Raw genomic sequence first — 13,780 nt, forward strand, 5'->3', positions numbered from 1 at the left:
CCGCCGGCGTGGCCGCCGTCGCAGTCCGCGCCCAAGGGCCCACTGCCGACCGCGACCTCGCTTACAAGCTGGACATCACCCGGGCCCAGCCGCGGCTGACCCGCGCCTACCAGGTCGGGCTCGGCGACGTGGACGCCACCGGCGGCGTCGGCAACGACGTACGGTTCGACTTCGCTTCGGTCGCGATCTTCGACGACGGCCGGGTCGCCGTGTCCTTCCTCGACTCCACCACGACCTCGCCATCGACCACGAACCCGGATCGAAAGGGTCCCGCAGTCGCAATCGAAGGCGCCACCACGCTCGGCGCAAAGCTCAGACCCGAACCCGAGCTCACGCCCGAGCTCGGCACACCATATGCCGCGTTCGACTTCGAAAGCGGCAACCAGGACTGGACCACGGGCGGAACACCCACCTGGACACGCTCGGCACCCGGCGCCGGCACCGACGGTACGGACGACCCGAACGGCACCGCCTTCGCGATGGCCGGACCCACGCAGTACGTCGACAACGCCGACGCCACCCTGGAGTCGCCGCTGATCACGGCTCCGGCCGGTCCCGCTGTGCTGGCATTCCAGCTCAAGACTGACACCGAGCAAGGCTTCGACACCATGTCGGCACAATGGAGTGCCGACGGCACGACCTGGGAACCGATCGCCACATTCAGCGGCCGGAACACCGGATACCCAAGCTGGCAACAAGTCACCCTCGGCTTCACCTCACCCGCAGGTCAGATCCGCGTCAGGTTCCAGTTCACTTCCGACCTCGCGTGCTCCGCCCTCACACCGGCCTGCGGCGAATTCACGGGAGTCCACGTAGACAACGTCATCGTCGGATCTCAAGCCACCAAGAACTAGACCGCAATTCGTCGGCTCCAGCCGCGGCACTGATCGGCAACAGCGTCTCCGAGCTGATCCGGACGGCCGGCATACGTGGCCGGCCACTGGTGGGTCGTCAGCCGCACATTTCCGGCTACGCCAGACCGCATCGTGTGGCGCGCGGCGTAGCCAGAAGACGAGCCGTTTCACCGAGGTCGCAGGTGAAGGGCACCTCGCGCGGACCTGCCGAGTGAAGGTGCCCTTCACGCCTATGTGCCTCCTCCTACTGCGCGAATGCCTGGAACTCGGCCACTCGCACGTTGCGTGCCTGCGGGCTGGCGGTTGTGCAGTCTGTATTCGCCCGTGGGTCGGCGTCCTGCTCGCCTGCGTAGTCCGGCGCGCCTGTGCACTGGTTGGTCAGCACCTCAAGCCGCAGGTGCGTCGCCGTGACGTCCGGTATGTCGAAGGACCTGATCGTCAGCTCCGGCGCCCGCGGCCGTGGCGCGATCGACGGGAACGCGTCAGCTGGACTGGTGAAGACGACCTGGAACTGTGCCGGGTCAGAGCAGGTGACCGCGCCACCCGCCGTGCACGCCAGCACCCGGAACTGCCGCAGCGCGGAGAACCGGCTCTGAGTCGCGGCATCGGGGTCGGTAGCGATCGGCGGCCGCAGCAACGCGCTGACCTGGACGCGCCTTACCTCTTGGACGTCACCGGTCAGGTCGACGGTGATCTGCTTGCCGGCTGGTGCGCTGCCCAGCGAAGCCCAGTTGGTGGCTTCGTCGTCGTCGACGACCCTGGCCAGGTTGATCCCGTCGCCGCTCGCGGTGGCGCCGCCTGCGCTCGATGCGAGGTTGCGCGGCATCTGTGCGACCAGGTCGCTTGCCTGCCCCGGGCCGAACGAGCTCGCACCGAGTCGCGCATGCCCGAACCCCGGGGCCTGAGCGACGAAGATGTACGAACCCGGCACCAGGCTCACCTGGTCGGTGACAGGCGTCGCGGGGTCGGTGTCGGCCACCGGGACCGCCCGGGCCTGGTAGTCGCCGACGAACAGCCTCGCACCGGATACGGCCTGCCCGTTCTCGTCCACCGGACGGAAGGTGATCGTCGCCTCGGTCGCGAACGGCGAGGTAAAGTCCGGCCTCGGGTTGGGGTCGCCGGCGCCGTTGCTGAACGCGGCCTCGCCGAGGCCGCGCTTGGCGAACGCGTTCCAGAGGAGGTCCTGGTTGGCTCCGCCGAAGCGGATCTGGTCCGCCCCGAGCAGCGCCTCCCGCGCATCGACCATGCTGTTGGCGCTGTTCGCCATGAGGAGGAACGAGTCGAACACGAGCTGGGCCCACCGCCGGTTGCCCGGGCAGGACGTCACCGGAGTCTGGCCGTTGGCACACGACTTCTGCACCGCCGGCGTTCCGGCGCCGTACCGCTGGACCATCGCTGACCGGATGTCGAAGTTCGCCGCGCTCCACAGCTCGCCCGAGGCATGGACCTGCAGCCCGACGAAGTCGTAGTCGACGCTGCTGTAGTTGAGTGGGCTGTCGCTCATGTTGTAGTTGCGGATACCGGCGATCGGGTCGGTCGTGACGTACTCGCCGATCGTGAACGCCCGGATGCCGGCCGGCGCGTAGCCGTGCTCGGCGAGGTACTCCATCGCCATCAGGTCCGACCAGCTCTCGCTCATGCCTTGGGGTGAGCTGAGACCCATGTCCGGGCCGGCGACCATCCGATTGGTGATGGCGTGGGTGTACTCGTGGCCGATGACCGACATGTCGAAGTCGCCGTCGACGCACGGTGCGTAGAAGGCGCCCGCGATCGGCTGCCACAGATACATGTTCGTGATCGGCGGATGCCCGTCAGGCGGCGTGATCTGGTTGGCGTTGTCCCGCGCGGTGAAGGTCGGCGGTCCACCAGTGACCCCACCGGCCTGCGCGTTGCCCCGCTCGGGATCATTCGCCTTGCCGCCCAGCTTGAAGTTGTCGTCCTGCAGGTTGAACGTGGTCTCCGTGAAGCCTAGGTGGTAGGACCAGTCATGCATGCGGTTGTGCATCGCGAAGAGGTTCGCCCGGGCGGCATCGATGTCGTTGCGCGCGGCCGTCTCGAAGACAGCTGGCGAACACCTCTCCCTGAGCCACTGGTTCGTCCATGGATAGACGTACTCACGCGTCGGGCTCGGCGTCGCCATCTCATGCCCGACCTTGAACGGATTGTTTTCGAACCAGTTGTGAACAGCCAAGGCGTTGTTGCCGTCCGTGGTCTCGCTCGGCTTTCGGTTGGGCCCGATGTCCCAGGCGATTGGTGATGCGGATGTACCGACGATCTCGTCACAGCCCGGCCCGGCGGTGAAGCACCAGCGCTGTCTGGTGTCGACCGATGAATAGTCGGTCGGCGGTGTGTGGGGGAAGACCTCCCACTCTGGGTTGTCGCTGTCGGAGTCGACGAGGCTCTCCCTAACGAGGACGCTGCCGTCCCTGGCGTCGACGTAGGTGGTGAACGCGACTGGCTCGGCGCCTTGGAGCTCAGAACCGAAGGTGACTTGGTACGCGGCGCGCGCACCCCGGCCCGGCGTGGGAACCGCGATCGAACGGGTTCCCATGATCGTCGCGTCCGAGACACCCGCATCGGCGGTTGCAATGCGCTCGGCCTCGGCCGCGGACAGAGTTGCCTGCCGCGGTGCAGCGGCGTCGCGGGCAAGCGACGAACTCAGATACCACACCTTGCCGTCACGCACGCCCACCGACAGCAGGCCGTCGCGACCGGCGACGAGGTCGCCGAACTGTTGCCGGAACACGACCGCCGCACCGCTGCCGACGGGCGCGACGGTGAGAACCTCGAGGGCGTCCGTTGCGCGCTGCGTGAGACCGAGCAGATCGCGGTTGGCCGCCACGTATGCCTTGGCCGCCTGGACCGGGTCTGCACCGAGGCCGGTGGCTAACGGCGCCCCGGTCTTGGCCAGCACAGCCGGTGTGCCCAGACGGTTCCAGCGCGCCCGCGCGCCCAGTGCGGCGACACGGGCTCGCTGGCTGGCGGTCGGCGCCACCACGCCCTGCCTGTTGTCCTTCTCCTTGACGGGTTGATGGTCCCCCTTGATGCCGCCGCTGGGTACGGCCTCTTGTGCGTCGGAACTGGCTGCGAAGCCAGCCGGCCCTGCCGCAAACGCAAGGGCGGTTGCCGTCAGCAACGCGGTTGCCGCCACTGACGCACGGGATGACGTGCGCACGTTCCTCACCTCCGGGTGGCGTCTTTGCCACCTTCGATCAGTTCCAGCTGCCTCGCACGCGCCCGAATGATCCCTCGCCCCTGCCGGTTCGGACCTGTTCGACGAGCGCAGACTGAGGCTTGGTCTGCGGGAGACCACCGCCCCGGATCCCGTGGAACCGGGGTGGTGCCGGCAGTCGATCCTTCACTCCCTGCAGATCTCGCAGATCGTGCCGGTCGGGAGCGACCTACGACAGCTCGCCGTTCCGGCCGGTCTCGATGTCGGTGCCGACGCAGAAGCCGCTGCCGAACAGCAGGCTCTGGCGATCGAATCCGATGGCCGCCCGGGGTACGGCGTCGGCGTTCTGCTGGTCCCACAGGTTCCCCGATGCGGGGAAGAGCGCGATCCACCTGGTGATGCGCAGACCGTACGCGCCGTGACGCTGACGCACGCAATCGCTCCATGAGGCACCTCTCCTGCCTCGATCGATCCGCGCTGCAAGGCCCGCAAAGCGATCCGGGGTACGACGTAACTGGGCACGACCAACACCGCGGCCCCTGCCACTCGGCTCTCGCAGCCTAGATCGCCACCAGCCGAGCGACAAGACCACACGGCATCGCATCTCTTCTTCGTCCCTCAGATCTTCGCCGACAGTTCTGCCTGGCGCCGAGACCGAGACAGGCGAACGGGAAATCCCGGCCCGGAGACGACTACTCCGGGCTACCGACGGCGAGTGTGAGGGCATCCCGCAGGTTGAAGTTCCCCTTGAGGAACCCGATCGATCCAGAGGTACATCTCGTGCGGTAGCCAAGATGGCGTGTGAGTCGCGATCAGCGGCGGATCGGGCGGGCTCGCGACCAGGTCGAACAGGCGGCGCAGGCTGTTATCAGCTTCCGTCGACCGGCGTATCATCCGCGACGTAGGCGCGCACCGGCCAGGCGGCTCGGGGGGTCTGCCTCTGCGCATATCGGTTCACCGGAGGTGCGATATGCGACCGCTCGTCTCGATGTACCCCGGCGCGCCCGCCGTACGGCGTCCCACCGGACAACCCGCACCGGTACGCCGGGATGTGCAGACGGCTGCGACGAGATCTTCGCCTACGGTTCCGCAACCCCTACCAGATGTCCTTCGACAGGGGCGGCGGCCATGAACTGTTCGCCGGCGACGCCGTGCGGAACCTGTGGGAACAACCCCTCCGGGCGGATCGAGCACTACTTGCTCGGTTTCGGCCAGGACTCCTCGGGCGAGGTCTCTGTCCTGGTCACCAAGAACACCGGACCCACCGGCAACACCGGAAAGGTGTTCGAGATCGTGCGGCCGAGCGGCTGATGCCGCTGGCGCCGATATTTCCCTTCTCACCAAGCTCACCACTGGAGGTGTGGCATGAGGAGAACCTTTCCAGCACTTCTGTTCGCAACGGTCCTCGCGCTCGGAGTGCTGCCCGCCCCGGCAACGGCGTCGCACAACGCCGACCAGCACAAGAGGATGGAACTCCTGTTCACGTCCCCGAACTCGGCGATCAACTCCGATCTCGCGTTCTGGGGTGATCACGCGTTCATCGGCTACTACCGCAATGACCGCGCGGTAGGAGGCTTCCGTATCTTCGACATCTCAGATCCCGCCGGTCCACGCCTGCTGAAGGACTTCAGCTGCGACGGACTCCAGAACGACCCCATCGTCTGGGACCGCAACGGGAACGGCATCGCCGACCTGCTGCTGTTGGCCGTGGACCGCACCATGGCGGCGCCCGAGTGCGGAGCCCCCCGGACGGCGGAACACGGTGACCCGACCGGCTGGGAGGGAGTCCGGGTCTTCGAGATGAGCGACGACCCCGCCGACCCCTTCGCCGAAATCAACCAGGTCGAAGCGGTGTATACCGACTGCGGTGCGCACACCATCACGCTGTGGCCCGGCGAGCTGGACGAGACCAACAAGTTGCTCGTCTACGTGTCGTCGTACCCCCTGCGAGCAGGACCGACGTGCGGTGATACCGAGTACCTCAACACGGCGAACCCGTACGACGAGGATCCGGGAAGCCCGGCCAGCCCGCTGCACGGCGTGATCCAGGTCGTCGAGGTGCCGCTCGACGATCCGTCGGCGGCCAACGAGCTGCCGGTCCAGCCGGCGATCAGCTACCCCGGTGACCCGGACGGGATCAACGACTGGTGCGAGCGATCGCTGACCGGTCCCGGCCAGCCGTGCCCGGGTCCGTTCGAGCCCGCCGCGGTGGCCTGCCACGACATCGTCGTCCACGTCGACACCCGTCAGGGCGCGGCAGCATGCGCCGAGCAGGGTCAGGTGTGGAACATCGATGACAACGGCATCCCCGACACTGCCAACCCGACCCTGATCGCCGACGACGAGGTCAGCTCGGGCGGCACCGGGAACATCCCGGGAGCGATCGACTTCTTCCACTCGGCGATGTTCAACAACGACGCGACGGTCGTGAACTGGGTCGACGAGTCCTTCGGCAGTGGCTGCCCGCCGATGACGTCTTGGGCGGCGCGGCCCTGGCACCCGGCGGGAGTGCACAAGACCGGGAAGATGTTCTTCTCGGATCTCGCAACCGGGGCCTTCCTGAGCGAGTTCCAGGTCGGCGATCTGCGGCCCGACCCCGCACCGACCGCGTATTGCTCGGCCCACATGGGCATGGCGGTCATGGGTATCCAGCGGGACCTGCTGGTCAATGCCTGGTACACGGGCGGAGTCGACGTGATCGACTTCAGCAAGCCGACAAGGCTGAAGGAGATCGCGTACTACGACATCGCGGGGCCCGGCCCACAAGGCTCGGACAACTGGTCGGCCTACCCCTACACCGGCCCGCTGTTCCAAGGCGGGCCCGGGATTCCCGTCTACGCTTCCGACGGTGTGCACGCGCCGGACTCCGCGAGGGGCATGGTGGTGTTCCGCACCATCATCGAGAAGGCCGGTAAGGGCGGGATCGTGGACCACTTGAACCCGCAGACGATGGACTAGTAGCACCCGGCGTCTGACGACGCCGGCGGAGCCGGGGCCCCTGGAACTGCCCCGGCTCCGTCGTCCGAGAGTCGAGCTGTGCCATCGAGGAACGATCTGCCTGGCACCGATCTGGCCGAAGGCTCCAGACGGCGGCTCGGCTGGCCGGCGTGGACGAGCCACCGGTACTCGACGCGAACGCAGCATGCCACGGGCGGCGTTCGTACCACCTGACCAAGCCGAGTTCGCGTACGACGGCGCGCCCATGCGGATTTCACACCGCCAGGTAACTGCCCTTCTGCCGATCTGTCAGCCCACTCTGGTTGCTGCAGGCGGTCATCGGCCCAGGTCCACCCGGGGATCTGCACTACCGCCCCCGAAAACAGCCCGGACGGCTGCTTCATCGCCTTCGAAGTCAACGAGAGCCAGGGCGTCGTCAACGTCGAAGGCCCCAGCTATCGGGACGATCGGTGCACCATGAAATACCCTACGCAGTGGGGGTGTTGCGCGATGACCACTGGAATCGAGACGGCGGATGACTGGGTCGCCGCCGGTGGCGCGGCGCTCGCGCGCGGGGCGTGGGCCCAGGCGCGGGTGCAGTTCGAGGCGGCGGTCGCCGACGACGAGGTTCCCGAGGCGTGGGAAGGCCTGAGCCGCGCGGCGTGGTGGCAGGGCGACGAGCAGGCGACATTGGCAGCGCGCGAGCGCGCGTACCGCGGTTACCGTGATGCCGGTGACGGGCGCGGAGCGGCCCGGATGGCGATGTGGCTCGCCTCCGACCACCTTGACTTCCGCGGCGATGACGCGATCGCCTCGGCCTGGCTCCGGCGCGGCCGGGCGCTCGTGGGCGACCACGAGCAATGCGCCGAGCGTGGCTACATCACTGTGCTCGAGGCCGATATCGCGCTTCTGGCCAAGTCCGACCCGGAGAGCGCCGAGCGGGGCGCGCGCGAAGCGCTCAGCATCGCCCGTAGCATCCCGGACGTCGGAGTTGAGGTAGTTGCGCTCGCAGTCCTCGGCAGCGCGCTGGTCGCCTCGGGTCAGATCGAGGATGGCGTGCGACAGCTCGAGGAATCTGCGGCGCTGGCGGTCGGCGAGGACTTCTCCGAGACGGCCGCCCCAGGCTGGGCGCTATGTCACACGGTCTCCGCCTGTGCGAACGTCGGCGACTTCGGGCGCGCCGCGCAGTGGTGCCGCGCCCTGCACACCTGGTCGGCGACCTGGCAAGCACGAAACTTCTTCGGCGTGTGCCGAACCGCATACGGCGAGGTGCTGGCGACCGGCGGCGATTGGCCGTCAGCTGAGCAGGAACTGGTCAGCGCGATGGAGGACCTACGCGCTTCGCGGCCCGCACTCGCGGCGCCGACCGCTGTGCGGCTCGGCCGCCTGCGGGCGCGGCAGGGCGATCTCGCGGAAGCGCGAACGCTCTTCGAGGCAGCGCTACCCCTGCCACACGCCATCGTCGCCCTGGGCGAGCTGGACCTCGCAGGCGGCGACCCGACGGCGGCGGCGGACGCGGCCGACCGCGTCCTACGGCGCCTCGGCGACGCGAGTGTCCTCGACCGCTTCCCCGCGCTCGCTCTCCTCGCGCGCGCTCGCGCCGTGGCGGGCGATGCGAACGCCGCGGGCGCGGCGGCCGACCTCGTCGAACGCCAGGCCGCGCGGCTCGGTACGCCGTACATGCGAGGGCGTGGCCGCCTCGTGCGTGCACACGTCCTGTCGGCGGCCGGCGACCACGATGGCGCTCGGCAAGCCGCCGAGGACGCAGCCGATCTCTTCAGCGCGTGCTCCGCGCCGTACGAGGCGGCCGAGGCGCGGATGCTGCTGGCCACGGCGCTCGAGGCCCTTGGCCACAACGACCGCGCAGATGCGGAGTCGCGCGCCGGGCGCGATGCATTCGCACTGCTCAGCGCTCGAGGGGACCGCCGTCCGCCCGCGACCGACGAGCTCAGCCCCCGGGAGGCCGACATTCTGCGGCTCGTCGCGAAGGGGCTGAGCGACGCCCAGATCGCCGAGCGGCTGTTCCTCAGCCCGCACACGGTGCATCGGCACGTCGCCAACATCCGGACGAAGCTCCGGGTGCCCTCACGGGCGGCCGCGGTATCGCACGCCACCCGCCACGGCCTGCTCTGACCGGCGCCGGCGCGTTCGGGCCATCCCGCAGAGTGGCCGATTCGGGTGATGTCGCGGCCACCGCTCCCGGGCCAGACTCGCGGCATGTCTCACATCACGTTCACATCCGGCGTCGACGAACTCCGCTTCCGCCTCCTGGGCGCCGTACATGAGCCGGGCGACGCGTACTACGAGGACACCTGCACCCTCTTCAACACGATGATCGTGCGCCGGCCGCGCCTGGTGGTCGAGTGCATCGCCGTCGAAGACGTCGTGGTGTCTCTGGCGTTCGCCCGCGACCACGCACTGCCGATCGCCGTGCGCGCCGGCGGGCATTCCGTCGCCGGCCTGTCACTGTCCGACGGCGGCGTGGTGCTCGACGTCCGCGGCATGGCGGATATCGATGTCGACGCGGATCGGCAGATCGTGCGCGTCGGCGGCGGGGCCATCTGGGCCGACGTGGACCGCGCGACCCAGGCCCACGGCCTTGCGACGACGGGCGGACGCGTGTCGACCACCGGGGTGGCCGGCCTGACACTCGGCGGCGGTTCGGGTTGGCTCGAGCGCAAGCATGGCCTGGCGTGCGACAACCTGGTCGGTGCTGATCTGGTCACCTGGGACGGGCGGATCGTGCGCGCGTCCGAGCATGAGAACCCCGAACTGCTGTGGGCCCTGCGCGGTGGCGGCGGGAGCTTCGGCGTCGTGACGGCACTCGAGCTCAAGCTGCACCCCCTGGGACCCGAGGTCTTCGGCGGCATGGCACTGTTCGGCGCCGACCGGGGGCCTGAGGTGCTCCGCGCGTTCCGAGATGTCATGAACGAGGCGCCCGACGAACTCTCGCTCGCCTGTGCGTTCACCACCGCACCCGACGATGACGACGACGTGCCGGCTGAGCTCCGGGGCCGCCCGGTGGTAGCGGTACTCGGTATGTGGGCCGGTAGCGTCGCCGACGGTGAGCGTGCGCTCGCACCCATCCGGGCGCTCGGCCCTAGGGCGGACTTCTTCGGCCCGACGAGCTACGCGGACTTCCAGTGTTCGGTCGACGATCCGCCCGGCTATCGGAACTACTGGACGGCCGAGAACGTCGTCGACCTGCCCGAGGCGGCGATCGACGCCCTCGTTCGCCGGGCGCGAGAGCTGCCGGCCGGCCCGTCGCAGCTGTTCATCGTCGCCTGGGGCGGCGCGGTCCGCCGGTTCGGCCCCGAGCACTCGCCGCTCGCCGGGCGGGAGGCGCGGTTCATCGTGCATCCGCTGCTGCTCTGGGAGAGCCCAGCCGCCGACGAGCGCAACCGCGCGCTCGCCCGCACCTTTCGCAGCGACGTGCGCCCGTGGTCCACGGGGGCGACGTACCCGAACTTCCTCGGCGACGAGGGCATCGCACGGATGGCCGCGGCGTACGGGAAGAGCACTGAGCGCTTGACTGCGGTGAAGGCCGAATGGGACCCGCTCGGCCTCTTCCACACGCACCAGGCGATCCGAACGACTCCGGCGGCCACGGCCGGCGGCGACACGATCCAGCAAGTACAGGCAAACAGGAGCACAACGCGAAAGGAACATCGCACATGACCGCGACCGCACCCACCCACACCAGCGAACCCGCACTCTGGATCGAGCGCAAGGGACAAGGGCCCGACGTGCTGCTGATCGCCGGGCTCGGCGACCCCGCCGAAGCCTGGCAGTTCCAGCTCGACGGGCTGGGCGACCGCTATCGCCTCACCGCCTTCGACAACCGCGGCGTAGGACGCACGCCGCTTCCAGACGGCCCTCTGACGGTGGCCACGATGGCCGACGACGCCGCCGCAGTCATGCGCCACCTCGAGATCCCGGCAGCCCACGTCGCCGGCTTCTCAGGGGGTAGCGTCATCGCCCAGGAGCTGGCGCTCCGCCACCCAGAGCTCGTGCGAAGCCTCGTGCTCGTCAGCACCTGGTCGGCCATCGACACCTACTTCCGCTCGGTGGTCGACTCCTGGCGCTGGATGGCGGTGGCGGCGCCTGGCGAGCGCGCCTTCCTCGAGGCGTTCTTCGTGTGGATCTACACCTACCGCGCACACGCGGACGGCACGGTGGCGCAGATCATCGACGAGACACTCGCCTTCCCGTACAAGTCGTCGCCAGAGACGATCCAGCGCACGATTGACGCGTTCCTCGCCCACGAGACCGCCGACCGCCTGCGGAACATCGTCGCGCCGACGCTCGTGCTCGCCGGGGGGCAGGACATCACGACGCCTCCACGCTATGGACGCGCCGTCGCCGAAACGATCCCGAACGCCCGGTTCGAGGTCCTTCCCGCGGAGGCCCATCAGCCCTTCCAGGAAGTTCCGGAGGAGTTCAACGCTCGCGTCGACGCCTTCTGGCGCGAAGTCGAGGGCCGCGTGTGACACCGCGAGGCCTTATGTCCTCATCAGCTGGTTCTCGGGCACCGGCTCCGGCAGCTGGTAGCCGTAGTCGCGTCGGACCTTGAAGCGGGGATCGGCATCAAGGCTGAATGTGCGTTCGTGGGTGTCTACTTCACAAATCGGCTGCCACTGCGTCGGCCACGGACTGTCCGAGCCGGCGCCCGGCCCGGACAGTCGGTGTGTCGGCTCAGACCAGTTCGGGTACTCGTAGGTGCGCCAGGGCGAGCTCGAACTCCTGGACGTCGAGAAGCTCGGCATGAGTCTCCTGAATCGTCCGGGCCCGGATCTCCGTCTGTGCTTCGCTGCCGCGGCGCATCGCATCGACACTGTCGAACGTCACCGACGACACAGACCTGCCCGTGGCGCGATCGACGAACAAGCTGGCACTGCAGAACCCCGGCAGCTCCTCCAACGCCGGGAGCGCCGTCAGCTTGTAGACGTCGATCAGGCGATCGACGTCAGTCCACGCAACTTGCGCCCAGGTCACGCGCACGCAAGCGCCGTCCGCAGACCGGTGGTCGCGATGCAGATGGACGATCTCCCACTCCTCGACCCGGGGACTACCGCCCATCAACTGAGCGACACGTTCCCGGACAGGAGTCACCTGATCACCCGAGGCGTGCATCGCCTCCACGGACTCCCATGCACTGGTCGTGATGGACAGCCCAGTGGTCCGGTCGACGAGCATCGACAGACCCACACAACCCTGGATCTGTTGAACCTCCGGCATCGCCTCGTTCCGCACCTGTGCGATGCCGTCGTCGATCGCCTCGGGGTTGCCCATGATCGTGGTGGAACGCGCGTACACGATCCACCACCCCCTTCACGTTCGGGGTGGCGTCCCGGTGACGCCACCGGCTCGTTCCACACTGCGCCCCCAGCGACCCACCCGGCAACAGGCTTGACAGAGTGCTGCCAGGGACAGCCCGACGACGGTCAGCACGTCGCTAGCAAGTGATCCCCGGCGGCACGCCGTCAGGGCTGGACACCTCCCTGCGGAGCGCCCGGTAGTCAGATCAGGATCGGCAGCAGACCGAGGATCGGCTCTCCGAGAGCTCCCAGCCACTGCGCGAGCGTGCGGAGGGGCCCGACGAGAGCCGATCCGGCCGAGGCCAGGGAGCCCGTGGCGAGGAGGATGCGGGTCAGCCGCTCGAGCCTCGGCGCGATCCGGGCCCGATCCGGCTCCGGCTGGCGCAGGCCGGCCTCGACGTCGCGGAGTTCCGTCTCCGCCGCTACTGAGGTCATCGGGTCGAGCCGCGTGGCCTTGACGCCGGCGCGCAGGTCGGCGAGCGCCTGCCGGGCCTGCTCCGGCGTCACCACGATGCCGGTCTGGCCTCCGGTGATGTGCTGATCGCGGCCGACGTTGTTGATATTGGCAGCGTTCTGGTTGCCGATGTTGAAGGTCATCTCGACTCATCTCATGAGCTGGGGTGGCGGTAGTTCCCGGTCGACCCGCCGACGGCGCGCGGTGGCGACGATGTGCAGCACGGTTCCGGCGATGATCAGCAGTACACCGATCAGGTTGACCAGGCCGCCGAGCGCGAACACCAGGAAGCCGCTGAAGTCGTCCTGGGTGGGCATGCCGGATGCAGACGAGAAGTCCACGATCTGACCGAAGTACGTGTACCAACCGACGACGGCGATGGCGAGTCCGGCCAGGAACACCACGACACCGGCCCAGATCAGCCCCCGGGCCTTCGTCTTCGTCGCGGCGATCTCGCGGAAGAAGTTCTCGCGCTGCTGGATGACCTGCTGGACGTACTGGTCCCGCCCGACATTGTTGATCGTCTGCGCTCGCTGATCGCCGATGTCGTAGCGGACCGCGGTCGGCGCGTCCTCGCTCGTGCTGTAGCGAAGCTGCAGGTCTGCGAGCGTGACACGGTCGCCCGGGTACAGCCGCCGCGGGGCCGTGATCGCCTCCCCGTTCACGAAGGTGCCGCCGGCCGAGCCCAGGTCCTCGACGTAGTCCACACCGCCCCGCTGCCACAGCGCCGCGTGCGTGCGGCTCAGGTACGGGTCCTCGAACCGTACGTCGCAGCTCGGCAACCGGCCGATCGTCAGGTGGGCGCCGGTCAGCTTGATCCGCCGCCCTTCGTGCGATCCGGTCTCGACCACGAGGTACGGCGTACTCGATCCATCGCTCATCGTCCCTTGCGGCGATCGCGGGCACCTCGCACGTCGTCACCGCACCCCCACGATCAGCAAAGCACTCGGGCCGGACCGCAACAAGATGCAACCCCGGACAGGTCGTGGCGTCTTCCTGGTGAAGGATGCCGAGATTCTGGTACTGTCTCTTATACGCATTTAAC

Annotated in this window: 11 protein-coding genes; 6 read left to right on the top strand and 5 right to left on the bottom strand. The window is 68.5% G+C overall.

Features of this window, described 5'->3' with window-relative positions:
- Positions 1-128 precede the first annotated feature (128 nt).
- Complete coding sequence (locus E1218_RS30585) at positions 129-854, top strand: hypothetical protein (RefSeq protein ID WP_132326523.1); 726 nt, start codon at positions 129-131, stop codon at positions 852-854.
- Between the two features lie 244 nt (positions 855-1,098).
- Here E1218_RS30585 and E1218_RS30590 read toward each other — a convergent pair whose 3' ends face one another.
- Both E1218_RS30590 and E1218_RS30595 read right to left on the bottom strand, forming a co-directional pair.
- On the bottom strand, positions 1,099-3,852 hold the full coding sequence (locus E1218_RS30590) for a M36 family metallopeptidase (RefSeq protein WP_202866281.1): 2,754 nt from the start codon (positions 3,850-3,852) through the stop codon (positions 1,099-1,101).
- A 403-nt stretch (positions 3,853-4,255) separates the two neighbouring features.
- Positions 4,256-4,459 carry a hypothetical protein gene (locus E1218_RS30595; protein ID WP_132326525.1) on the bottom strand — a complete coding sequence of 68 codons (204 nt, stop codon included), beginning with the start codon at positions 4,457-4,459 and terminating at the stop codon, positions 4,256-4,258.
- A gap of 695 nt (positions 4,460-5,154) precedes the next feature.
- On the opposite strand from E1218_RS30595, the gene E1218_RS30600 reads away from it, so the two are divergent.
- From E1218_RS30600 to E1218_RS30620, 5 genes are all read left to right on the top strand, one after another.
- On the top strand, positions 5,155-5,337 hold the full coding sequence (locus E1218_RS30600; protein ID WP_132326526.1) for a hypothetical protein: 183 nt from the start codon (positions 5,155-5,157) through the stop codon (positions 5,335-5,337).
- Between the two features lie 54 nt (positions 5,338-5,391).
- A complete protein-coding gene (locus E1218_RS30605) occupies positions 5,392-6,984 on the top strand; it encodes an LVIVD repeat-containing protein (RefSeq protein ID WP_132326527.1) in 1,593 nt (530 codons plus the stop codon).
- 489 nt (positions 6,985-7,473) lie between these two features.
- Complete coding sequence (locus E1218_RS30610; RefSeq protein ID WP_165949488.1) at positions 7,474-9,096, top strand: LuxR C-terminal-related transcriptional regulator; 1,623 nt, start codon at positions 7,474-7,476, stop codon at positions 9,094-9,096.
- An 84-nt stretch (positions 9,097-9,180) separates the two neighbouring features.
- Positions 9,181-10,641, top strand: a complete 1,461-nt coding sequence (locus E1218_RS30615; RefSeq protein ID WP_132326529.1) for an FAD-binding oxidoreductase — start codon at positions 9,181-9,183, stop codon at positions 10,639-10,641.
- Positions 10,638-11,453 carry an alpha/beta fold hydrolase gene (locus E1218_RS30620; RefSeq protein WP_132326530.1) on the top strand — a complete coding sequence of 272 codons (816 nt, stop codon included), beginning with the start codon at positions 10,638-10,640 and terminating at the stop codon, positions 11,451-11,453. The genes E1218_RS30615 and E1218_RS30620 overlap by 4 nt, the downstream gene beginning before the upstream one ends.
- Before the next feature lie 205 nt (positions 11,454-11,658).
- Here E1218_RS30620 and E1218_RS30625 read toward each other — a convergent pair whose 3' ends face one another.
- The 3 genes from E1218_RS30625 to E1218_RS30635 all read right to left on the bottom strand — a co-directional run bounded on the left by E1218_RS30625 (position 11,659) and on the right by E1218_RS30635 (position 13,616).
- Positions 11,659-12,279 (bottom strand): hypothetical protein, encoded by a 621-nt coding sequence (locus E1218_RS30625; protein WP_165949489.1) that lies wholly within the window; start codon positions 12,277-12,279, stop codon positions 11,659-11,661.
- Between the two features lie 203 nt (positions 12,280-12,482).
- Positions 12,483-12,878, bottom strand: a complete 396-nt coding sequence (locus tag E1218_RS30630; protein ID WP_132326531.1) for a hypothetical protein — start codon at positions 12,876-12,878, stop codon at positions 12,483-12,485.
- Between the two features lie 6 nt (positions 12,879-12,884).
- Positions 12,885-13,616 (bottom strand): FHA domain-containing protein, encoded by a 732-nt coding sequence (locus E1218_RS30635; protein ID WP_132326532.1) that lies wholly within the window; start codon positions 13,614-13,616, stop codon positions 12,885-12,887.
- Positions 13,617-13,780 lie beyond the last annotated feature (164 nt).

Source organism: Kribbella turkmenica (assembly GCF_004348725.1).
GTDB lineage: Bacteria > Actinomycetota > Actinomycetes > Propionibacteriales > Kribbellaceae > Kribbella > Kribbella turkmenica.